We start from the raw sequence: 21140 nt of genomic DNA, 5'->3' as shown, positions 1-21140 counted from the left end.
TGTTATGGTGCTACTTATCCCACAGTCATTGGCCAACTGCGAGCTGGTAATCGTGGGGGGGATAGTGTCGGGCCGTGCGCCGGCTCACATCCTCCAAATAGATGAACCGCGCCGGGGGCGTGTCATTTTTTCAGCCTGTGCTAGCATCCTTGAACTATCCAAGGAATCGGGGGCGGGGACATGACCAAGGCGTCGGATCTTTTTGTACAGGCACTGGAGCGCGAGGGCGTGCGCTATGTATTTGGTATTCCCGGCGAGGAGAACCTGGATTTCCTGGACTCCCTGTCGCGCTCGAACCAGATCCAGCTCATCCTGACCCGCCACGAGCAGGCGGCGGGCTTTATGGCCGCCACCTACGGCCGCCTGACCGGCAAGGCCGGTGTGTGCCTGTCCACCCTCGGCCCCGGCGCCACCAACTTCACCACTGCCGCCGCCTATGCCCAGCTTGGCGGCATGCCGATGATGATGATCACCGGCCAGAAGCCGGTGAAAAAGTCCAAGCAGGGGCGCTTCCAGATTCTTGACGTGGTGGAGATGATGAACCCCATCACCAAGTACGCCCACCAGCTGGTGTCGGCGGACAACATCCCCAGCCGGGTGCGCGAGGCCCTGCGCCTGGCGGAGGAGGAAAAGCCCGGCGCGGTGCACCTGGAGCTGCCCGAGGACATTGCCGACGAGGAAACCGCCCAGTACCCCATTCCCGCGTCCATCGTGCGCCGTCCGGTGGCGGAGGAGAAGGCCATCCGCTTTGCGGTGGATCGCATCACTGAGGCCAAATCGCCCATCCTGGTGATTGGCGCCGGCGCCAACCGCAAGCTCACCAGCAAAATGCTGACCCAGATGGTGAACGACTACGGCATTCCCTTTGTTACCACCCAGCTCGGCAAGGGGGTGATCGACGAGCGGCACCCGCTGTACCTGGGCTGTGCCGCCCTCTCCGCCGGCGACTTTGTGCACCGGGCCATTGAGGCGGCGGACCTCATCATCAACGTCGGCCACGACGTGATCGAGAAGCCGCCCTTCTTCATGCAGCACGGGCGCATGAACGAGGGCACAGACCACCACGAGACCAACCCGGTGGAAGTCTCCGCCGGCACCCAGGTCATCCATGTGTCCTTCCGCTCGGCGGAGGTGGACCCGGTTTACTTCCCCCAGCTGGAAGTGATCGGCGATATCGCCAACGCCATTTGGCAGATGAACAACGGCCTGGCCGAGCGCGAGCGCCCGAACTGGGACTTCTCGCGCATGATGGCGGTGAAGGAACACCACGACGCCAATATCGCCGAGGGCAGCGATGACGAGCGCTACCCCATCTACCCCCAGCGCCTGGTGGCCGAGGTGCGCAAGGCCATGCCGGACGATGGCACCATCTGCCTCGATAACGGCGTGTACAAAATCTGGTTTGCCCGCAATTACCGGGCCTACGGCTCCAACACCGTCCTGCTGGATAACGCCCTGGCCACCATGGGGGCGGGCCTGCCCTCGGCCATGGCGGTGCACCTGGTCAACCCCGGGCGCAAGGTCATGGCCATCTGCGGCGACGGCGGCTTCATGATGAACAGCCAGGAGCTGGAAACCGCCGTGCGCCTGAAGATGAACCTGACCTGCCTCATCCTCAACGACTCTGCCTACGGCATGATCCGCTGGAAGCAGGCCAACATGGGCTTTAATGACTGGGGGCTGGAATACGGCAACCCGGACTTTGTGAAATACGCCGAGGCCTACGGGGCCAACGGCCACCGGGTAGAAAGCAGCGCCGGCCTGGCGCCGCTGCTGGCGCAGTGCCTGAACAGCGAGGGCGTGCACCTGATCGACTGCCCGGTGGATTACTCCGAGAACGACGAAATCCTGAACAACACCATTCGCCGCTTGAGCGCGGCGATCTGAGCGTCAGGCTGCCAAAACACGGGCGGCGCCGGGCAAGTCCGCGCCGGCCCTAGAATTCGTAGCGCAGCCCCGCGCTGAACACGTTGTGGCTGTAATCCTCAAGCCCCTGGATGGAACGGTAGCTGACGAAACCCTGCAGGCCGCCGTGAATCTCGCCATCGACTGTGCGCTGGCGGCCGCCGCGCAGCACCGCCGACAGGCCCACTGACAGCACTGCGTAGCCTTCATCCAGTGGGTCGGTGGCAACGCGAAAGCGCGCGTTTGGGCCCAGGTCGGCGGAGACGGCACCGTAGGCGGCGCTGATCTCCCGGGCATCGTCTTCAAACTGGTGGTGGTATTCCGCGCTGGCAAAGGGAATCAGCACGGCGAAGGATGGGGTGGCCGTGTATTGCAGGCTGAGGCCGGCAATGGCCTCCAGCGAGCGGAAGTCCTGCCGGTCCACCCGCAGTTCAAACGCGTCGTTGTTGATGTCCCGTTCGCGGAAGGCGTCGATACGGGTATCGGCAAAGTCCAGGCGGCCGTAGGGCTCCAGGTTCAGCGCGGGGGTCAAGGCGAGGTTGTAGCCGGCCGCCGCGTTCAGGGTCCAGGTATCGCCGCGGGTGTCGCTGAGCGTGCGGGTGTCGGTGCGCTGCACCGCCGGGTTCAGCGAGGGATATTGAATGGCTCGGTCAATAGCGAAATCCAGGCGCTGGAAGCCGCCCCCTAGGCTTGCGTACCACTGGTCGTGAAAGTACAGGGCGAAGGCCATCAGGCTGTAGCCGTCGGTCTCGATGTCGCCGTCCACAACCAGCGCACCCTCCTGCTGGAAGTCAACGTCGCGCTGGGTGGTGCCCGCGAGAAGGCCGCCCACCCAGTGTGGACTGAAGCGGTAGTCGATGCCGGCGTTGACGGCATAGCCGTCAAATTCAAAGGCGTCCTCGTTGCCTGTGCCGTCCTTGTCGCCACTGCCATAGCTGCCGTTAAAAAAACCACCCCAGGGGCTGTAGCGCTCGCCGCCTGTGCTGTCGGCGCTGGCGCCAAGGCCCAGGGGCGCGGCGGGTGTGCCTGCCAGGAAAAAGCCGGTGGCGCCGCCGCGCAGGGCTGAAATGCGGCTGGCCAGGGAGGCGAGCTGACCGCCCACAAACTCGCTGGTCAGCGATTCCTGGGCGGCAAACTCTTCGCCCGCCGTCCAGCGCAGTGAGGTGCCAAGGCCGGCAAGGTCGGTGCCCAGGCTGAAGGCCGTGGGGCCCTGTCCGGTCAGTTCATTGGCGGTGTGCACCAGCTCCCGGGCATTGTCGAACAGCTGAAATGTCTGGCCGCTGCAACGGGCACTGGCCTGACGCTGGAGGGCGGCGCAGGGGCCGCCGTTGTCATCCAGCAGAGCCTCGTAGGTGGCCTGGTTGGCCACGGCGGCGGATTCTTCCACGCTGTTGGCGTACTGGCCGGCCAAATCCAGCAGTGATGCGCCGGCCAGATGGCAGGGCGCCAGATACAACGGCACTACCACAGCCGCTCCCACCCATAGGCGGCGAGCGCCCCTGTTACAAGCCCCGAGCATGTCATGTCCCCTAATACACAGGCGGGCGGTGGCAGCGCCGGGCTACCGGCCCGCAGATCAATGTTGTTGGTGTTGTTAGTACTGCTGTGTAGCTCCGCGAGCATAGACCCGCCGCCCGCAACGCGCCAGCGGCAGGTGGGAAATCAATCCATCCACATGCGCTGCAGGTTGGCGCGGGCGTTGGCCAGTTGGTCCAGGGCGGCGCGGTTGCCAGGCTCCTGTTGCAGGGTGGCCAGGGCACTGTCCAGGGCAAACAGCAGGCTGCGCTGCTCGGTGGAGCGCACCTCGCTCTGCAGCCAGCCCACTGTCACCAGCCGCGAACCGCTGCGCACCGGGTTCACCCGGTGCAGGTAGCTGGCGGGGTAGCACACCAGCGCGCCGGCGGGCAGTTTTACCGCATCTTCGCCGGCGCCGGATTCAATCACCAACTCGCCGCCTTCGTAATCGCCCGGCTCGCTGAGGAAGAGGGTAAAGGAAACGTCTGTGCGCACGCCGTCGATAGCCGGGGCATCAATGTGGGTGCCGTAGCCCATGCCCGCCTCGTAGCGGCTGATCAGCAGGCGCGCGAACTGGCGCGGGCGGGCGGCGGCGCGAAACACCGGGTGCGCCATCAGCTGCTGCTCCAGCAGGCGGGTGATGCCGCGAATGGCCGGGGCGGCGCTGATGCCCTGCAGGTTGTACTTCACCGCCCGGGCGCGCCCGGCGGCGGTGGCCTCGCCCGGGGCAAAGTCGTCACTGGCGGCCAGTTGCTCGCGCACCGCGCCAAGGGTGGGGGCGTCCAGCAGGCCGTCGATGCAGGTCAGCACGGGCCGGTTCCGGTGGCGTAAGGGGGCTGTTGGCCGCCTTGGCTGGGCGGCTGCTTAATAAGAATCATTTTCAAAAAGCTCTCTGCTTTGCTATAACTGGCCAGCCTCATGATGACACAAGGAATTTGCCAACATGCACAAACGCACCAAATTGTGGTCCAGCCTGAGCCTGGCCGCCCTGGTTGGCGGCACCACCCTCGGCGCGGCCGCCGCTGACGAACTGCAGGCCGCCGCGGCTGCCGATGCCGGGCAGGCAACGGCCGCTGGCGGCGAAGGCGAGGGCGAGGGTCTGGCCCAGAACGTCGACCCGGCCACCGACAACGTGGCCTACCTGGCTCAGCTCGGGCTGATGCGCGGCCACCTGCTGGTGGGGCTGGCCCTGTACCGGGAGGGCCATATCGACCACGCCCGCATGCACATGAAGCACCCCAAGAGCGAGCTGTACGCCGACATGGAACCGGCCTTCAAGGCCCGTGGCAGCGCCGGCTTTGCCGATCAGCTGACTACCCTGGCCAAGGCCGTGGAGAGCGATGACAGCAGCGCCGAGGCGGTGGAGGCCGCCTACGCCGCAGTGCTGGAGGGCATCAGCGCCGCCGAGGCCCGGGTGGGCGCCCTGCCGCCGGCCACGCGCCTGGGCGTAGTGGTTAAATTGCTGCGCACCGCTGGTGAGGAGTACGCCATTGGCGTGGTGGATGGCAAGGTGGTGAACGGCCACGAATACCAGGATGCCTACGGTTTCACCCGCACCGCCCAGAGCCTGGTGGCCAACATGGATGCCGGCGATGACGCCGACCTGGCGGCCACCCAGGACCGCGTGAACGCCCTCATCCAGGGCCTGTTCGACGCCAACCTGTGGCCCGGCATCATGCCGCCGGATACGGTCAGCGCCGACGCGTCGTCGCTCTACGGCGCCGCGGCGCGGATTGAAATTGCCGCGCTGAGCCTGTAACTGGCCTAATCGTCCTGCTTTTTCAGTAGCCTGTCGAAGAGGCGCCCCGCCTCTTCCTTCACCTTGCGCTGGACCTCGTTTTTGCCGAGGTCCTCCAGAATCTCGCCGCTGTCCACACGGCACCAGTCGCCGGCGTCGCCGTTCAGGTTGCCTTTGCACTCCAGCGGCCAGTCGATGGCGGTGTAGCGCTCGTTCACCCGGCAGGCCGGGTCTACCTCGGCCAGTCCCGGGTCCAGGCGGGCGGCAAAATCCGCCTTGAAATCCAGGCTGTCGAGCTGGGCGGCACCCTTGCCGGTGAGCTGTATGTTGGCCAGCTCCGCGCGCAGGGGCGCCAGCCGGGCCTTGCCGTCGGCCAGCTGCACATCCACGGTCAGCGCCTCAAAGGCGCTGTCGGCGGGCAGTTCCGCCGCCAGTTGCTCCCGGTTCACCAGCGCCACCGTCTGGCACAGCATGCGCTCAATCCCCAAGCCCTTCAGCACCAGATCCTGGGTGTGGATCTTCACCGGCCCGTTCAGGGCATCGCGCAGGGCGTTGCTGCTGCGCCCCTCGGTGGCCAGCTGCCAGTTCAGCGATGCCTGCCCGCTGAGCTTGGGCTCGGCCTCCAGCGCCGCCAGCAGTTGTGGCAGGTCCACACCGTCCAGCTTGCCGCTGGTGATCAGTCGGGCCTGGTTGTGGGCCGCGTCCAGGGTGGCGCTGGCGCTTAACGTGCCCCCGTGTACCTGGCCCGAGAGGCGGTTGAGGGTGAGCACGCCATCCACGGCCCGCAGCTGGGCGCGCAGCTCGCTCACCTCGTGATTGCCAAAGCGGGCGCTGTCGATGGCAAGCTTCGCGCGGGTGTCGATGGCGCGCAGCGGGGCCAGGGGCAGGGGCGCATCGCCCGCATCTTCGCGCTCGCCCTCGCTGGTGGCTCCATCACTGCTGGCAGGTTTGGTGGCCGCCGCCTCGGGGCCGGCCAGTGCCAGCAGGGCGGGGGTGAATTCATTCAGGTGCAGGTCGGCGTCGATCTGGGGGCTTTCGAAGCTGGCAAAGCGCAGTGTGCCCTCGCCGCGGGCGCTGCCCAGGGTCAGGCCCAGGTCCAGGTCGGCCACCACCCGCTGCAGGTCAACAGTGCCGGTGGCGGTGAGGTCGAGGGGCTTGGCGGTGGCGCCGCGCACCTGGGCCTGGAACTGATCCAGCGCGAGTTGCTGGCTGTTTTGGTCCAGGCGCAGGGTGGCATTGAGTTGCAGGGCCACGGGAGTGCCCCCGGGTTCGTTGGCCGGCAGCGCAAGGGCCAGCGACAGGGGCACCGGGCGCCCGGCCAGGTTCAGATCCGTGGCGTTCAAGGATTTAATCTCGACAATGCGATCCGGCTGGCCTGCATCCGCCATCAACACCAGGCGCGAATCGCGCAGGTTCAGTTCGGCCACCTCCAGGGCCATGGGCGCGGCCAGGGCCAGGCCCGCCCCTTCGCCAGCGGCTTTAATGGCCTTGCGTCGCTCCCGGTAGAAGGCGTCCAGCTGGGCGTCGCTCAGGTCGCTGGTATCCACGCTCGGCGCTGGCGGGCCGGCGGGCACGGTCACCAGCAGGCGCTCCAGGGCCAGGCGCTGGATTTGCACCTCGCCAGACAGCAGCGGCAGCGGTTTGACGCCGATATCCAGGCGGCCGGCGCTGAGATCCGGCTGGCCCTCTCCGGGCAGGGTCAGCTCCACCTGTTCCATGCTGAGGGCGATACGCGGCAGCAGGCGCAGGCTGGCCTCGCCGCCGACCGACAGGGTGGCGCCGGTTTTCTCTTCCAACGCTTCTGCGGCAATGGCCAGTAGGCGCTCCTCATCGACCAACAACGGCACCAGCAGGGCCGCAGCCGCTATCAGCAGGATTGGGGTGAGTAGAAGAAAGAGCAGAAATCGGCGCATGGAGGCTCCTTGGTCAGCGAATGGGCTTACTAGGGTAGCAGAGCGACGGCACCACCGGTGTTAGGTGCGGGCCACCGGACGCTTGCGCCGCGGCGGCTTTGCGGTAAGGTGAGCGGCCCGTCGTTCGAATGCCCTGTGATGCTCTTCGACCACCGCCAGCCGCGATATTTCCCTCACCTGGACCACGCCGAGCTGTTGCAGATGGGCCTGGCGCCCATGCCCCCGGCGCAGTGGATAGAGCCGGACCGGGAGGCCGGGCGCTATCACCTGAACAAGCTGGCCCAGCGCGCCCGCCTGGGCGATTGTGTGTACCGGGCGCTGCCGGCCTCGCTACCGGCGCAGCGGGAGCTGGCCAGCCTGCTGCTGGAGCACCTGCTGCACAGTCATCCGGATGTCTTTCAACGTCATAGCCAGCGTCAGGCCCAGCAGCTGTATTGCATGCCAGGTGGCTTTCGTGTGCCGCTGGCCCATGAAGAGGTGCTGTGGAATGCCTCCCTGTGGGTGGCGGACGATCTGGTGATCATGGAGCCGCGCGGCGACAGCTATGCGCTGACCGCCGCCAGCCTCTGCGCCGCCAGCCAGTGGCGCCTGGAAGACAAGTTCGGGGGCTCGCTGGCGGCCATCCATGCGGTGATTCCGGGTTTTGACCAGGCCCTGCTGCCCAGGGTCGAGCGCTTTTTTCACCACCTCAAGCCCGCCCACCCGGTGGTGCGCTTCAACTGGAGCCTGCAGCACGGCCACACCCTGAACCGGCGCCCGGGCAGCGAAGGCGGCGCCGGCGAGCCGCTGTACTACCGGGTTGAGCGCCAGTCCCTGCGGCGGCTGCCGCAAACCGGCGCGGTGGTGTTCACCATTCGCGTCTACCTGCATCCGCTCACCCAGCTGGCGGATGTCGATGGCGCGCTGCCGGCGCTGCTGCGGGCCATCGATGCCAATCCGGTTGGCATGCAACAGTACAAGGGCTTTGAGCGCTTTGCCGCGGCGCTGGCCGCCTATCGGCAGCAGGCAGCGGAGGGCCGCAATGGCTGACTTGCACACCTGGCAGTACCTTGCCATTGCCCTGCTGTTTGTGTGGAGTGGTTTTGTGCGCTCGGGGCTGGGTTTTGGCGGCGCGGTGCTCACCCTGCCTTTTCTGTTGATGGTGGATAACGCGCCGCTGGTGTTTTTGCCCATTATCGCCATGCACCTGCTGTTCTTCTCCTTCCTGACCATTGCCACCGCGCACTTTCGCGCCCGCGAGGGACACGGTGACAACACCGTCAACTGGCCCTTTTTGCGCTATGCCTTTGCGCTGATGCTGGTGCCCAAGCTGATTGGGGTGGCCGGCGTGCTCACGCTGCCCACCAACGTGGTGAGCGGGTTCATTTTTGTGGTGGTGTCCATCTACGCGGTGAGTTACCTGCTGCAAAAGCCCTTCAAGAGCAACAGCCGCACGGTGGACGCCCTGTTCATGCTGCTCGGGGGCTATGTCAGCGGCACCTCGCTGGTGGCCGCGCCGCTGGTGGTGCCGGTGGCGGCGAGCCGGGTACAAAAGCACGAGCTGCGCGACACCCTGTTTGTGCTGTGGTTTGTGCTGGTGGCCATCAAGCTGGCGGCCTTCGCCTGGACCGGCGTCGACCTGCAGTGGCGCGGGGCTCTGTTGCTGCTGCCCTGCGCCGCCATTGGCCATCTGCTGGGCCTGCGCTTCCATCGCTATACCCTGCGCGCCGATACCGGTGTGTTCTTCCGGGTGCTGGGCGGCGGCCTGCTGGTGGTGAGCCTGGCGGGCCTGCTGCGGCTGCTGGTGGCCGGCACGGGCGCCTGAGGCGGCTGGAGCGCCCCAGGCTCTGTCTAGGCGCCCCAGGCTCTATCAGTGGTGAGCGGCGTTAGCTTCTGCCCTGGCCGGGGCTCAGCAGGGCCCGGGCGCTGCGGTGCATCAGGCGGCGGAAGGCCTGCAGTTGATCCGGGGCCGCCGGGTTGTAGTTGCGCTCATCGCCCAGCAGCTGGCCGGTGGCGCTGTAGTAGATGGTGCCAGCCCCCAGCAGGTGCAGCAGGTGGGCGGAGCTGGCGGCGACAAACTCGCCGCTGGCCTGGCCGCGGCGGATGATGTCTTCCCAGGCCCCCAGGGCAACGAAAGAATTGCGTACCGGGGCGCTGCTGTCGCTGTAGCTGTTGGCGCTGATGCGCAGCAGGATGCGGGCGGCGGTGGGGCGCCCCACCAGGAAGTCCAGCCAGCCGTCCAGCAGGGCCAGCAACTGGTCCATGGCGGGGGCGTCGGGGCGCTCGGCGCGCTGGGTGTGGGCCATCATGGCGCTGAAAATGCGCTGCTCCATCGCCTCGTACAGCTCCTGCTTGCCGGCAAAATAATAGACGATGGAGGCCCGCCGGATGCCCACGGCCTGGGCCACGTCCTCCAGCCGGGCGGCGGAGTAGTCCTTCTCGGCGAACAGCGCCTCGGCGGCATCGAGAATGCGCTGGCGGGTCTGTTCGCCCCGGCGGTGGGTCTTGTTATCCATGGATTGTCCCCTGGTTTCGACGGTTTGCGCGCACTCAGGTCCGCTAACTGGACAGAACTGTAACGCTTGCTGGCTTGTTTTCCTACCTGCTTGCAGGTAGTTTTTTGCCTACCTGCGCGAAGGTAGATAAATGAGCGCAGCAGATAACAACACCGGTTCCGCCATCGGGGTGGGTTGCGCAGTACCCGCGCCTGGCCCCGACACCACAAGTGAGGATTAGCCCCATGAACACAGCCCGCAAGCTGCCCCTTATCGCGCGTATGAAGCCGCTGGCCTGTGCCTGCCTGGCGCTCGCTCCGGTCGCTCCATCGGTTACCCTGGCCCAGCCGATGCTGGAAGAAGTTGTCGTGACCGCCCAGAAGCGGGTGGAATCCCTGCAGGATACGCCCATCTCCCTGGCCGCCCTCGGCAGCAATGAACTTGAGGCCCGCGGCATCGAGGACCTCACCGACCTGCGCAGCGTGGTGCCCAACCTGCAGCTGACGCCGCACCCCAACAGCGCCGCCACGGCGCGCATTTACGTGCGCGGTATCGGCAACAGCGACGACCAGATCACCCAGGACCCGAGCGTGGCGGTGTACATGGATGGCGTCTACCTGGCGCGCACCCAGGGTCTGGCCATGGAGGCGGCGGACATCGCCCGCATCGAAGTGCTGCGCGGCCCCCAGGGCACGCTTTACGGCCGCAATGCCACCGGCGGGGCCATCAACTACATCACCACCGACCCGGCCATCGGCGAGTGGGAGTTCAAGCAGCAGTTCACCGCCGGCAGCCGCGACCTGTTGCGCAGCAAAACCACCGTCAACGTGCCGCTGGGTGACAGCGTGGCGGCCCGGCTGGGTTATGTGACCGCCCGCCAGGACGGCTTTGTCGACAACCTCGGCACCGGCGAGGACCGCTTCGGCGACCGCGACCGCGATGCATGGCGGGTGGATGTGCTGTGGCAGGCGCTCGACAGCCTGGATGTGCGCTACGCCTACGACCGCTCCGGCATCAACGATACCCCGGTGTACTCCGCCGCGGTGCCCCTGTACCCGCAAATGGCGGATCGCCCCAGCGCGGGCAGCCCCGATGTGCGCAATGTGCAGGCCAACGACGTGGTGTCCGACGGCCACAGCCTGATCGCCAACTGGGCGATCAACCCCCTGTTGAGCCTGAAATCCATCACCGCCTACCGTTCGCTGGAAAACTTCCAGAACATGGATTACCACACCGGCGTGTATGGCCCCTTCCCGATCTTCCGCACCAGCAGCGACATTGAGCAGGAGCAGTGGAGTCAGGAGCTGCAGTTGCTGGGCGAGACCGCCGATGGCGGCCTGCAGTACATTGCCGGCCTGTACTACTTTGACGAGGACGGCAGCTATTACAGCGACACCCTGGTGCCCTCCAGCGGCATCCACAGCCTGAACGAAGGCGATATCAGCAACGAGGCCATCGCCGCCTTCGGCCAGGTGACCTGGACCCCGGACGCGCTGGCGCAGCGCCTGCACCTGACCCTCGGCCTGCGCTGGTCTGAAGACCAGCGCAAGGCGTCCAAGGCCGAGAGCATCACCCCGATCGGCACCGAGCTGGTGATTCCCCGTGGCGCCGGCGCCGGTGACAACACTTACACCAACACCAGCCCCTCGCTGATTGTGGCCTACGACCTGAGTGACGACATCAATGTGTACGCCAAGATCGTGGACGGCTACAAAACCGGCGGCTACAACACCCGCTCCAGCAGCATTGAGTCCTTCGAGCGCGGCTTTGGCGAAGAGACCCTGGTGTCCTACGAAGTGGGCGCCAAGATGGAATTGTGGAACCGCCGCCTGCGCGTCAACGCCGCTGCCTTCCAGGCGGACTACGACGACATCCAGATCAACGTTCAGTCCGACCCCAATGACGTCTCCGTCACCGATGTGCTGAACGCCGGCCAGGCGACCATCAGCGGCTTTGAGCTGGATACCACTGCCCTGTTGTTCGAGGGTTTCAGCGCCAGCGTGCGCTACGGCTACCTGGACGCGTCCTACGATGAGATCGTCGATGCCACCGGCAACGACATCAAGGACATCTTCCGCTTCACCCAGAGCCCGCGCCACACCGTCACCGCCGACCTGGACTACACCCTGCCGGCACTGCCCATCGGCACCCTGCGGGCGAATGTCGGCTACAGTTGGCAGGACGACAAGTTCACCGGCTCCACCGCGGAGTCCGGCGAATTTATCGTGGGTGACTACGGCCTGTTGAATGCGCGCCTGTCCCTGTCCGACATCCCGTTCATCCCCACCGGCGACCTGCGCGTTGCCCTGTGGGCCAAGAACCTCGAAGACAAGGTGTACTATATCGCCCACTTCAACGGCGGGGTGCCCACGGCCATGTTCGGCGAGCCGCGCACCTACGGCATCGACGTGATCTACGAGTACTGAGGAAGCGCCATGACCTTTCGCTGGCAACACTGCATTACGGCCGCGTTGCTGGCGGCCGGTCTGGGTGCCTGCAGTGGCACCACCAGTCAGGCGCCGCTGCCGGCGGCGCCTGCCGATGCCGCTGCGTTGCGCGCCCAGGGCGTGGCGGTGAGCAACAAGCCCTTCGCCAATCGCCCCGAGCACTTCCAGTTCGCCGTGGTGGGCGATCGCACCGGCGGCCACCGCCCCGGCGTGTTCGCGCGCGCCATGGGGCAACTTAACCTGCTGCAGCCGGAGTTTGTGCTCAGTGTTGGCGACCACATCGAAGGCTACAGCGACGATAAAGACGCCATTGCCGCGCGCTGGCGCGACGTGCAGAGCCATATCGACACCCTGCAACTGCCGTATTTTTACGTGCCGGGCAACCACGACATCTCCAACCCGGTGATGCTGGCGGCGTGGCGCGCGCAGTTGGGGCGCGACTACTATCACTTCCGCTACCGCGATGTGCTGTTTCTGGTGCTGTCCACCGAAGACCCACCCACCGCCAGCAACAAAAAGCGCTTGATGGAAGAGCTTGGGGTGAGCGCCGATGAATACCGCCAGGCCGTGAAGACCCTGCAGGGCGAGCCGGCCCAGGTGGCCGCGGCGGTGGCCGCCAACCCGCGCTTGGCTACCATTGCCGCCGCGCTGGCCGGCGGCGACAGCGCCACCCTGAGCGATGCCCAGGTGAGCTATATGAGCGACGCCCTGGCAGCCAACGCGGATGTGCGCTGGACCTTTGTGCTGATGCACAAGCCGGCCTGGAAGTACGACGCCCCTGGCTTTGCGCGCATCGAGGCGCAGTTGCAGTCGCGGCCCTACACCGTGCTGGCCGGGCATTTTCACTACTACAGCCGCGAGCAGCGTTTTGGCCGCGACTACATCCAGATGGGCACCACCGGCGGCACCCAGCGCACCCACCCTCCGGGGCCGGGCACCCTCGACCACCTGATGTGGGTGACCATGGGCGCCGACGGCCCGCACATTGCCAATATCGCGCTGGATGGCCTGTTCGATCGCAGCGGCCCGCAGCAGGTGCGCCAGCCGGCGCCGTGACCGACGGCCGGGGCGGCGGCGAGGGCGGCGGCGAGGGCAGCGCGGGCACAGCAAGGGCTAGGCGGGCGAAGGCAACCGGCTTGAGCGGGGTTCGCCTTTCACGCTACTCTCGCGTAACCTGCGCATGCCCCGCGGCGGCGGGAAGGCGCTGGTTGCTCCTGAACGCTGCCCCGCAGCGCCAACGATTCCAACCGGTACCTGCAGTGGCCCCAGCCGACACATCTCACAAAACCGACAAAGCCGACAAGGCTGACAAAGCCGCCCTCGACAAGCGCACCCGGCGCTTTGAAGAAAAGCGCGACCGCATCCTCGATGCCGCCACCGTGCTGATCAACCGCCATGGCCTGAAGGGCATGACCTTTGTGGGCGTGGCGGACATCGTCGGCCTCAACACCACCAGCGTCACCTACTACTTCAAGCGCAAGGAACAGCTTGCGGCGGCCGTGCTGGAGCGCTCCATCGAGCGCCTGGAAGCAATGGTGGCCGAGGCCGCCGCGCAGGGGTCTGCCGAGCTGCGGGTGCGCCATTACATTGAGCTGCACTTTCGCCACTTTGCCGGCCGCCGCCTGGGTGAAGAGCGGCCGCTGGCCTCCCTGTCGGATATCCGCGCCCTGGCCTCCCCGCACCGGGAGGCGTTGATCGAGCGCTACAACAACCTGTTTCGCGCCGTTCGGCATTTTTTTGGCCCGCCAGGCTCCACGCGGGACAAACTGCGCCAGACCGCCCAGACCCATGTGCTGTCCGAGAGCCTGTTCTGGCTGCCGGTGTGGCTGCGCCAGTACTCGGTGGGCGACTACCCGCGGGTGGGCGAGCGCCTGTGGGAAGTGCTGGCCCAGGGGCTGGCGCCGGACGACAGCCCCGCCTGGCAGCCACGGCCCCTGGCACCGCAGGGCGCTGGCAGCAACGGGCTTGGCAGCGACGGCGCTGGCATGCCGGACAACTTCATGCGCGTGGCCACCCGGCTGATCAACCAACTGGGCTACCGCGGGGTGTCGGTGGAGCGCATTGCCGCCGAGCTGAACGTCACCAAGGGCAGCTTTTATCACCACCTGGAAGCCAAGGACGATCTGGTGCTGGAGTGCTTCAGCCGCAGTTACGGCCGCGTATCCCGCCTGCAGCGGGCGGCCCGGGCATCCGGCGGCAGCCACTGGCAGCAGTTGCAGTCCACCATGGCGGCCCTGCTGCACAGCCAGTTGCGCGGCGAGGACCCTTTGCTGCGCACCACCGCCCTGCAGGCCCTGCCCAACGAGGTGCGCGGCGATGTGCTGGCCCGCTCCGACCGCATGGCCCGGCGCTTTGCCGGCATGCTGATTGACGGCATCAGCGAAGGCAGCGTGCGCGCCGTGGATCCATTGATCGCCAGCCAGGTGCTGATGTGCATGCTCAACGCCGCCTTTGAATTGCGCGACTGGGCGGCGCGCCAGGACATGGAAGACGCGGTGGAGCTGTATGCCGCCACCGTATGCCAGGGCTTCTTCCGCGCCGCATGATCTGCCGAGCCGGGTTTGAAAGCCGGGTTAGAAAGGCTTGAAGCGCGCCAGGGCGGCCACCGCCGCCACCGTCAGCAGGGCGGCGGCGCCCGCGGCCCGGCGCCCGGCGGCACTGCGGCTGAAGCGCAGCGCGGCAAAGCCCAGGGCGATGTACAGCAGCACCAGCAGCAGCTTCACGCCAAACCAGTTGAGGGCAAAGGGCGACAGTTGCCACAGCACCGCCAGGGCTATGCCGGTCAGCAGCAGGGCGGTGTCCACCACATGGGGCGCTACCCGCAGCCAGCCGCCGGGCCGGGCGCCCTGCCATTCCCACAGCAACAGGCGCAGGGTGAACAGGCCCACCGACGTGGCGGCCAGCGCCATGTGGGCAAGTTTCAGCCAGGGGTAGAGGTGAGCCATCACCTAGCCTGGCTTGCCGTCGGGGCGCGGTGCCCACAGCACCGGGCCGTACAGCAGCACAAACAGCACATAGGCGCCAATCCAGGCCAGCGCCGAGGCCCACAGGCCACCCTGGTAGGGCAACCAGCCGGCGGCCACCGCCAGGCGCAGCAGGGCGGCCAGAATCACGCTCATAAAAATCAGCAGCCCGCCCGGCAGCAGGCGCAGGGGGCGGCCGGTGTGGCCCATGCTGACCCGCGTCATTACCCCCAGAATCAGGATGCCGATGGCACCGGCCCCCAGGCTGTGGTGCCACAGCGAGGGGTTGTGCAGCAGGCCGAACTGCAAGGCCGCGCGCAGCAGCAGGGCGAGGGCAATAAACCCGTAGGCCAGGTGCAGTATCCACAGCAGGGGCTCGCGCACCGTGCGCCAGCCGGCCCAGTACAGCAGGCGCAGGGCATTGGCCAGCCCGGCCAGCAGGGCGAGGGTGCCCGTGATGGCCGCCGGTGCCCGCAGCAGGTCTGCCAGGGCCATGGCCGCCAGGCTGCCGATGGCGGCATAGGCAACCCAGGCCGGCGCCGGCGCCGGTGTGCTGCCTCCCCGGCCGCGCAGCCAGTTGGCGCTGAAGGCCGGTGTGATGCGGCCCGCCACAACCACCATCAGCAGCGCGATCAGGTCCAGCCCCAGGGCCAGGCCGGTGGCGGCCAGCGCGGGCTGCCGGGCGACAACGGCGGCGTGCATCAGGCCGTTGCCAACAGCCAGCGCCAGCAGCACCGCCACCAGGCCGTAATTGCGCTGGTTGCGCGAGCGCCACAACACGGTGCCGGCGTACAGCGCCAGCAGCGGCAGAAAGGCGCCGTCCAGCGCTGCCACCAGGGCGTAGGGCAGCGCCCCCTGCAGGCACATGGCCAGGCGCCCGGCCAGCCACAGCAGCACCAGCGCCACCAGGCCCGGCCCGGCCAGCGGGCGGGCCCCGGTCCAGTTGCACATGGCGGTCAGCAAAAAGCCGGCAATGGCGGCGGGCACAAAGCCGTAGAGCATTTCGTGGGCGTGCCACTGCGGGCTTGGCAGGGCGGGCAGGGGGTTGCCAAGGCCGGTCACCGCCGCCACCCACAGGCCGACCGAGAGCGCACCGTAGGCAGCGCACAGCAGGAAAAAGGGGCGGAAGGGGAAGGCAAACAGGGCGCTGCTGTGAACTTGTCGTTCCATGCAGGGTCTCCAGTTTCACGAGGCAAACCATGATAGCCAGCGGCCTTCCGCCCTGGCAATGAGTTTGCTTCGCGGGTTTGGTTCGCGGCGAAACATGAACTAGGCTAGTGGCAAGCGACGGTTTTGTAGCTGGAGGTAAGTGATGTCGGCAGCAACAGATGCACAGGGCAAAAAGCGGGAAGATGAACTGGCCGCCAGCAAAGAGGCGGCTCTTGCGGCCTATGAAAAGCTGCTGGAAGCGCGCCAGCATTTTCGCCAGGCGGCAGAAGCCGCCGGCATGGACCTGAAAGACGAGGCCATGCAGCAACTGGAACACGGCAAGGCCCGCGCCACTGAGCTGGCCGATGAGGCCACGCGCTACACCCGCGAAAAGCCGCTGGCCAGCCTGGGCATGGCATTCCTGGCGGGATATATCCTGGCGGTGGTCTTCGGCCGACGATGAACCCCCAGTCGATAACCGCGCACAGCGACGCCGCTACAGGCCCTGATGCGGCCACGGGCCCCGGTGCGCCGCCGGACTCGTCGCCGCCACAGCCGCGCGATCAGTCCCCGCTGGAGCTGTTCCAACTACTGGCGGACACCGGCGCCGACCTCGGCCAGCTGACCCTGCTGGAGCTGCGCCTGGCGGCGCAGAACCTGGGGCGCATGGTGGTGCTGGCCCTGCTGTTTTTGCCGCTGGCGTTGCTGATCTGGCTGGGGTTCAGCCTGCTGCCGGCCCTGGCGCTGTATCAGGCCAGTGGCTCGCTGGTGCAGGCGGCGGCGGTGTTTCTGTGTATCCAGCTCGCCGCGCTGGCCCTGCTGTGCCTGTTGTGGCTGCGTTACCGGCGCAGCCTGAGCCTGCCGCGCACGCGGGAGCAGGTAAAAGCCCTGGGAGCGGCTCTGGAGCGAGGGCCTGCCGCATGAGCCGCGCCGAACTACAGGCGAACATCGCCGCGTTAGAGGCCCGGCTGCAAGCCCGCCAGCCGGCGGTGCACCGGGCCCATCGCCAGGTGGCCCGGCAGATGGCGGGCCTGCCCCCCTGGGCCTGGCCGCTGGGCGGCTTTGCCGCCGGCGTGCTGGCCGGCCGTGGCGGGGGCCTGCAAAGCCTGCGCGCGGCGCGCCGCAGCCTGACCGTCATGACCCTGCTGCGCGGCCTGCTGGAGCCCCAGGTACCGGAACTGTGAACGCACCCCCTGAAGAGCCCGCGGCGCCATCGCTGCTGGGCCGCCCGCGCACCCGTAACACGGCCACTGCCCGCACCCACAACCATAGCCCGGGGGGTGTTGCACTGGCCGTGCTGGCGTCGCTGGCTGTGCTGTACACCCTGTACTTCGCCAGCAGCCTGCTGATTCCGGTGGTGGTGGCGCTGCTGTTTTCGCTGCTGCTGAGCCCGCTGGTCAACACCTTGAAGCGCTTTCACGTGCCGCGCAGTATTTCCGCCATGGTGTTGCTGGCCTGCATTGGCGGGCCCATCGCGTTGCTCGGCATGGAGCTGGCCGAACCGGCCCAGAAGTGGGCCAAGCGCCTGCCGGAAATCGGCATGGAGCTCACCGAGGAGCTGGACTCCCTCACCGAATCCCTGAAACCACCACAGCAGCCCGCCCAGGCCCCCCTGCCAGCGCCCGCCCCGGCCCCCGAGGCCAGGGGTTTTAACTGGTTTGGCTGGTTCGATGACGACGAGCCGGCAAAGGCCACCTCCCCGGCACCGACCCCGCAGGAGCAACAGCAGGCCCAGGGCGCGGTCACCGAGCGCCTGATGCAGGGCGGGCTGGAGCTGGTGATTTCCTTTGTCAGTGCGGCGCCTTTTGTGCTGGTGCAGCTGCTGACCTTTGTCATTCTGGTGCTGTTCCAGCTCAGCTTTGGCCCGCGCCTGTGGGAGAGCGCCATTGAGATCTTCCCCCGGGTGCGGGACAAGCGCCAGGCCAGCCTGATTGTGGCCCGGGTGCAGCGGGAGCTGTCGCGCTACATCCTCACCGTCAGCCTGATCAACATCGGGCTCGGTGTGACCACCGCGGCGGCGCTGTGGTTGCTGCAGGTGGAAGATGCCCTGCTGTGGGGTGCCCTGGTGGGCCTGTTGAACTTTGCCCCCTACGTGGGCCCGCTGGTGGCGGTGTGCGTGCTGGCGCTGGCGGGGCTGGTGCAGTACGGGCTGGAGGGCGCCGCGCTGATTCCGGTGCTGGCCTATTTCACCATCAACCTGCTGGAGGCCCAGCTGATCACGCCCCTGGTGCTGGGGCGCAATATGCGCCTGAACCCGCTGGTGCTGGTGCTGTGGCTGATCGTCTGGGGCTGGTTGTGGGGCGCCGCCGGCGTGCTGCTGGCGGTGCCGTTGCTGGTGTGCCTGAAGCTGGCCGCCCAGCAGCTGGGGGTGATGGAATACTGGGTGCGCCTGATTGAGACCCGGGCCTGAATGCCCGGGCATTCAGGCCTGGCGCTTCGTGTTACTGCTCAAAACCCTGCATCGATAACGTCGTGCCAAACGCCGCCCAGGGGTTGGCCTTGAGGGTCGCCAGTGCGTCGCTGTCGCCGCGCAGGGTCAGGTCGAAAAAGGCCGTGGCCATCTCTGCCTGCACCCGGTGCGCGGTATCGGCTTCCAGCAGGGTGTAGTTTGTCTGCGGGTCAAAAAAGCGCGGGAAGGTATCCGGCTTTAACTGTGGCCACCAGTAGGGGCCGGATACACCGAAGCTGCCGTGGTTGGTGTTTTGCACCACGGCCAGGGCGGCGGGCACCGTCGCTTGTTGCACGGCGCTGCCCAGCACCGGGTAGGGGTTGTCGGCCGAGGGCGCCTGGGCGCCGGTGGCCTTGGCCAGTTGCACGCCCAGGCCCAGTATCAGCCGGTCTTCGCCCCCGCTCAGGATGAAGGTGGGCTTGTGCAGGCTGTTGAGGGCAAAGGGCCCCTCGGCGGCGAGAATGGCGGATTCGCCCGGCGCGCTCACCAGCAACTCGGGGGGCAGGCCGGCGCGCACATCCGGCATGGACGGCGGCACCACGGCAAACCCGGCGACAAAACGGTCCTCCAGCATCAGCCCCGCCAGGGTTGTGGCGCCGCCAAAGGAGCGCCCCATCAGCCCGATGCGCGACAGGTCCAGGCGCTGGGCAAAGCGACCGCTGCGGTTCATGGCCTCCAGTTCTGCCAGCACCGCGCGCAGGTCATTCACCCGCTGCACCAGGGATTGATCCAGCTTGCCAAAACCCGCCGGCGAAAAGCCGCCGCCGGAGGGCGCGTAGGACTGCCCGTAGGTTTCAGCACGGCCGTAAACGCCGTGTTCATCCAGCAGCGGCAGCACTTCCTGCATGGCCGCGCGGAAGCTGGCGTCGCCCTTGTCCGCGTCGCCACTGTCCCGGGCCAGGGCCGGGTCGCGGCCCACCATGGCGTAGGGCGAGTTGCCGGTGTGGTCGGCGGCAATCACAAAATACCCCCGGCGCACCAGCGCCAGGGCGGTGGTTGCCATGTTGTAGCGGCTGCCGGCGTCGCCGTGGGACATCACCACCACCGGCCAGGGGGCATCGCCTTCAGCCGGTGCCGCGTTGCGGTAGCTGGGGCGCTCGCGGGCAAACAGCTCGTCGATGGCATCATCGATCTGCGCCTGGCTGACGCCCTCGCGCACCGAATCCGGCGTCAGGTGAAAGAAGGTGGTGGCGGTCATCATGCGCTGGTGTATGTCGCGGTCGCCAAACACGTAGTCGCCCCAGGTGGGGTGGCGGCTGCTCTCGTCCAGCGTTTGCGGGTCAACCGGATACCAGATCTCGGTGATCAGGCTGCGCACACCACTGTCAACGCCGGCCACGGCATCGAAGGGGCGGCTGTCGTCGTGAATGAAAAAGGTACTGGAGCCCACCGCGTACTCGCCTGGCTCGTCGCTGGTTCGGCCCGTGTCGGCTGTTTTATCGGCGGTGTTCGCTGCGGCCTGGCCCGCCGCCTGGGCGGCCGGCGGCGCGTCCGACTGGCAGGCGGCCAGGCCCAGCAACAGGCCCAATAGCAACGGCAGGCGCAGTCGCAGACTGGCCATGCGGGTGTGGCGGAGAGAGTGTGTGGGCATGGGGCGTCCTTTTCTCGGGTTATCGTTCGATGCCGTGGGTTTCGCGGTATTCCCGCAGCACCTGCTGGATGCGGATCAGGCAGTCATCCAGCTCTTCGGCCAGTTGGGCCATGCTGCGCCCGCCGGTTGAAGCGTTGAAGCCGTCGATCATGTCGCGGTACAGCGTGTCCGTCAGCTCCGGCGCTTCCAGCCGGGTCCAGGGCTCTTTCAGCGAGGGGCCGAAGTGGTCCAGCATGCGCTGCATGCCGCCTTCGCCGCCGCACAGGGCCATGTTGGCACAGGGGCCCATGATGGCCCAGCGCAAACCGGGGCCGTAGCTGATGGCCTTGTCGATGTCCGCTACGCTGCACTCGCCGTTGTCCACCATGTGCAGGGCTTCGCGCCAGATAGCGTCTTGCAGGCGGTTGCCGATAAAGCCCGGCAGCTCCCGCTGCATGCGCGCCACCTGCTTGCCGTTGTATTGAAAGAACGCGGCGGCCCAGTCCACGGCGTCGTCGTCGGATTGCTCGCCGCCCACCACTTCGCAGAAGGGAATCATGTAGGGCGGGTTGAAGGGGTGGCACACCACCGTGCGCCCGGGGTTGGCGCAGTCCTTCTGGATGTCGGTCATCAAAAGGCCGGAGGTGCTGGAGGAAATCACCACGTGGGCCGGGGTCAGGGCATCGAGCTGGGCGAACAGGGCCTGCTTTTGGGCCAGGTCTTCCGGCGTGCTCTCCTGGATGATATCGACGCTCTGGCAGAAGTTCTCCAGTGAGTCGGCAAACTGCAAGCGGCGCAGGTCTGCGCCCTCGCGCAGGCCAAGCTGCTCCAGCAGGGGCCACTTTTCGGCCGCTTTGTCGCGCAGGCGCTGTTCGGCGCCGGGAGCGCTGTCCCACACCAGCACGTCCTTGCCCATGCGCAGGAAGTGCAGCGCCCAGGCGCCGCCGATCACACCGGTGCCGAGAATGCCGACCGTTTGCACGTGTTCAGGTTGGGGGCGTTGTGTGCTCATTGGTG

General features: G+C 67.0%; 19 protein-coding genes. 11 read left to right on the top strand and 8 right to left on the bottom strand.

What is annotated here, in order from left to right; genetic code table 11:
• Positions 1-180: 180 nt before the first annotated feature.
• On the top strand, positions 181-1887 hold the full coding sequence (locus DDZ17_RS20065) for an acetolactate synthase large subunit (protein ID WP_116368781.1): 1707 nt from the start codon (positions 181-183) through the stop codon (positions 1885-1887).
• Between the two features lie 49 nt (positions 1888-1936).
• On the opposite strand, the gene DDZ17_RS20060 is transcribed toward DDZ17_RS20065, so the two are convergent.
• Both DDZ17_RS20060 and DDZ17_RS20055 read right to left on the bottom strand, forming a co-directional pair.
• Positions 1937-3373: an autotransporter outer membrane beta-barrel domain-containing protein gene (locus tag DDZ17_RS20060; RefSeq protein ID WP_157976760.1), complete on the bottom strand. Its 1437-nt coding sequence runs from the start codon at positions 3371-3373 to the stop codon at positions 1937-1939.
• 194 nt (positions 3374-3567) lie between these two features.
• Positions 3568-4230, bottom strand: coding sequence for a Fe2+-dependent dioxygenase (locus DDZ17_RS20055; protein ID WP_116368779.1), 663 nt, complete (start codon positions 4228-4230; stop codon positions 3568-3570).
• A 133-nt stretch (positions 4231-4363) separates the two neighbouring features.
• Between DDZ17_RS20055 and DDZ17_RS20050 the strand changes: the two genes are divergently transcribed.
• Positions 4364-5179: a hypothetical protein gene (locus DDZ17_RS20050; RefSeq protein WP_116368778.1), complete on the top strand. Its 816-nt coding sequence runs from the start codon at positions 4364-4366 to the stop codon at positions 5177-5179.
• 5 nt (positions 5180-5184) lie between these two features.
• Here the strand turns inward: DDZ17_RS20050 and DDZ17_RS20045 are convergent, their stop codons facing one another.
• Positions 5185-7071 (bottom strand): AsmA family protein, encoded by a 1887-nt coding sequence (locus tag DDZ17_RS20045; RefSeq protein WP_116368777.1) that lies wholly within the window; start codon positions 7069-7071, stop codon positions 5185-5187.
• A 138-nt stretch (positions 7072-7209) separates the two neighbouring features.
• On the opposite strand from DDZ17_RS20045, the gene DDZ17_RS20040 reads away from it, so the two are divergent.
• Positions 7210-8100, top strand: a complete 891-nt coding sequence (locus tag DDZ17_RS20040) for a heme-dependent oxidative N-demethylase family protein (protein WP_116368776.1) — start codon at positions 7210-7212, stop codon at positions 8098-8100.
• Positions 8093-8875 carry a sulfite exporter TauE/SafE family protein gene (locus tag DDZ17_RS20035; RefSeq protein WP_116368775.1) on the top strand — a complete coding sequence of 261 codons (783 nt, stop codon included), beginning with the start codon at positions 8093-8095 and terminating at the stop codon, positions 8873-8875. The genes DDZ17_RS20040 and DDZ17_RS20035 overlap by 8 nt, the downstream gene beginning before the upstream one ends.
• 61 nt (positions 8876-8936) lie before the next feature.
• On the opposite strand, the gene DDZ17_RS20030 is transcribed toward DDZ17_RS20035, so the two are convergent.
• Positions 8937-9566 carry a TetR/AcrR family transcriptional regulator gene (locus DDZ17_RS20030; RefSeq protein ID WP_116368774.1) on the bottom strand — a complete coding sequence of 210 codons (630 nt, stop codon included), beginning with the start codon at positions 9564-9566 and terminating at the stop codon, positions 8937-8939.
• Positions 9567-9790: 224 nt separating this feature from the next.
• Here DDZ17_RS20030 and DDZ17_RS20025 point away from each other — a divergent pair, with 224 nt between their 5' ends.
• From DDZ17_RS20025 to DDZ17_RS20015, 3 genes are all read left to right on the top strand, one after another.
• Complete coding sequence (locus DDZ17_RS20025; RefSeq protein ID WP_206613606.1) at positions 9791-11971, top strand: TonB-dependent receptor; 2181 nt, start codon at positions 9791-9793, stop codon at positions 11969-11971.
• A gap of 9 nt (positions 11972-11980) precedes the next feature.
• A complete protein-coding gene (locus DDZ17_RS20020; RefSeq protein ID WP_116368773.1) occupies positions 11981-13048 on the top strand; it encodes a metallophosphoesterase family protein in 1068 nt (355 codons plus the stop codon).
• 203 nt (positions 13049-13251) lie between these two features.
• Positions 13252-14538: a TetR/AcrR family transcriptional regulator gene (locus DDZ17_RS20015; protein ID WP_116368772.1), complete on the top strand. Its 1287-nt coding sequence runs from the start codon at positions 13252-13254 to the stop codon at positions 14536-14538.
• Positions 14539-14565: 27 nt separating this feature from the next.
• On the opposite strand, the gene DDZ17_RS20010 is transcribed toward DDZ17_RS20015, so the two are convergent.
• Together DDZ17_RS20010 and DDZ17_RS20005 are read right to left on the bottom strand one after the other, a co-directional pair.
• The gene (locus DDZ17_RS20010) at positions 14566-14937 is read right to left on the bottom strand and encodes a SirB2 family protein (RefSeq protein WP_157976758.1); all 372 of its coding nucleotides are present in this window, start codon (positions 14935-14937) and stop codon (positions 14566-14568) included.
• Positions 14938-14940: 3 nt separating this feature from the next.
• Entirely contained in the window at positions 14941-16125 is a 1185-nt protein-coding gene (locus DDZ17_RS20005; protein ID WP_116368770.1) for an NnrS family protein, read from the bottom strand.
• Positions 16126-16267: 142 nt separating this feature from the next.
• Here DDZ17_RS20005 and DDZ17_RS20000 point away from each other — a divergent pair, with 142 nt between their 5' ends.
• The 4 genes from DDZ17_RS20000 to DDZ17_RS19985 are packed head-to-tail and all read left to right on the top strand — an operon-like array spanning position 16268 to position 18514.
• Entirely contained in the window at positions 16268-16567 is a 300-nt protein-coding gene (locus DDZ17_RS20000) for a hypothetical protein (protein WP_116368769.1), read from the top strand.
• Positions 16564-17028, top strand: coding sequence for a hypothetical protein (locus DDZ17_RS22550; protein ID WP_157976757.1), 465 nt, complete (start codon positions 16564-16566; stop codon positions 17026-17028). The genes DDZ17_RS20000 and DDZ17_RS22550 overlap by 4 nt, the downstream gene beginning before the upstream one ends.
• Complete coding sequence (locus DDZ17_RS19990; RefSeq protein ID WP_116368768.1) at positions 17025-17288, top strand: hypothetical protein; 264 nt, start codon at positions 17025-17027, stop codon at positions 17286-17288. The genes DDZ17_RS22550 and DDZ17_RS19990 overlap by 4 nt, the downstream gene beginning before the upstream one ends.
• On the top strand, positions 17285-18514 hold the full coding sequence (locus DDZ17_RS19985) for an AI-2E family transporter (protein ID WP_241505977.1): 1230 nt from the start codon (positions 17285-17287) through the stop codon (positions 18512-18514). The genes DDZ17_RS19990 and DDZ17_RS19985 overlap by 4 nt, the downstream gene beginning before the upstream one ends.
• Before the next feature lie 31 nt (positions 18515-18545).
• Here the strand turns inward: DDZ17_RS19985 and DDZ17_RS19980 are convergent, their stop codons facing one another.
• Together DDZ17_RS19980 and DDZ17_RS19975 are read right to left on the bottom strand one after the other, a co-directional pair.
• Positions 18546-20144, bottom strand: coding sequence for an alpha/beta hydrolase family protein (locus tag DDZ17_RS19980; protein WP_116368767.1), 1599 nt, complete (start codon positions 20142-20144; stop codon positions 18546-18548).
• A 19-nt stretch (positions 20145-20163) separates the two neighbouring features.
• Entirely contained in the window at positions 20164-21135 is a 972-nt protein-coding gene (locus DDZ17_RS19975; RefSeq protein ID WP_116368766.1) for a 3-hydroxyacyl-CoA dehydrogenase NAD-binding domain-containing protein, read from the bottom strand.
• Between the last annotated feature and the right edge of the window lie 5 nt (positions 21136-21140).

Origin of the sequence: Parahaliea mediterranea (assembly GCF_003402235.1) — a bacterium.
In the GTDB taxonomy this organism is placed as follows: Bacteria; Pseudomonadota; Gammaproteobacteria; order Pseudomonadales; family Halieaceae; genus Parahaliea; species Parahaliea mediterranea.
This window is presented reverse-complemented; position numbering and strand designations above follow the sequence as displayed.

Excerpts from the sequence above, each read along its gene's own strand:
- DDZ17_RS20035 (WP_116368775.1), top strand. The coding sequence starts at position 8,093 with ATGGCTGACTTGCACACCTGGCAGTACCTTGCCATTGCCCTGCTGTTT.
- DDZ17_RS20025 (WP_206613606.1), top strand. The coding sequence starts at position 9,791 with ATGAACACAGCCCGCAAGCTGCCCCTTATCGCGCGTATGAAGCCGCTG.
- DDZ17_RS20030 (WP_116368774.1), bottom strand. The coding sequence starts at position 9,566 with ATGGATAACAAGACCCACCGCCGGGGCGAACAGACCCGCCAGCGCATT.
- DDZ17_RS20000 (WP_116368769.1), top strand. The coding sequence starts at position 16,268 with ATGTCGGCAGCAACAGATGCACAGGGCAAAAAGCGGGAAGATGAACTG.
- DDZ17_RS20010 (WP_157976758.1), bottom strand. The coding sequence starts at position 14,937 with ATGGCTCACCTCTACCCCTGGCTGAAACTTGCCCACATGGCGCTGGCC.
- DDZ17_RS20005 (WP_116368770.1), bottom strand. The coding sequence starts at position 16,125 with ATGGAACGACAAGTTCACAGCAGCGCCCTGTTTGCCTTCCCCTTCCGC.
- DDZ17_RS20065 (WP_116368781.1), top strand. The coding sequence starts at position 181 with ATGACCAAGGCGTCGGATCTTTTTGTACAGGCACTGGAGCGCGAGGGC.
- DDZ17_RS19980 (WP_116368767.1), bottom strand. The coding sequence starts at position 20,144 with ATGCCCACACACTCTCTCCGCCACACCCGCATGGCCAGTCTGCGACTG.
- DDZ17_RS20020 (WP_116368773.1), top strand. The coding sequence starts at position 11,981 with ATGACCTTTCGCTGGCAACACTGCATTACGGCCGCGTTGCTGGCGGCC.
- DDZ17_RS19975 (WP_116368766.1), bottom strand. The coding sequence starts at position 21,135 with ATGAGCACACAACGCCCCCAACCTGAACACGTGCAAACGGTCGGCATT.
- DDZ17_RS20045 (WP_116368777.1), bottom strand. The coding sequence starts at position 7,071 with ATGCGCCGATTTCTGCTCTTTCTTCTACTCACCCCAATCCTGCTGATA.
- DDZ17_RS19990 (WP_116368768.1), top strand. The coding sequence starts at position 17,025 with ATGAGCCGCGCCGAACTACAGGCGAACATCGCCGCGTTAGAGGCCCGG.
- DDZ17_RS20040 (WP_116368776.1), top strand. The coding sequence starts at position 7,210 with ATGCTCTTCGACCACCGCCAGCCGCGATATTTCCCTCACCTGGACCAC.
- DDZ17_RS20050 (WP_116368778.1), top strand. The coding sequence starts at position 4,364 with ATGCACAAACGCACCAAATTGTGGTCCAGCCTGAGCCTGGCCGCCCTG.
- DDZ17_RS22550 (WP_157976757.1), top strand. The coding sequence starts at position 16,564 with ATGAACCCCCAGTCGATAACCGCGCACAGCGACGCCGCTACAGGCCCT.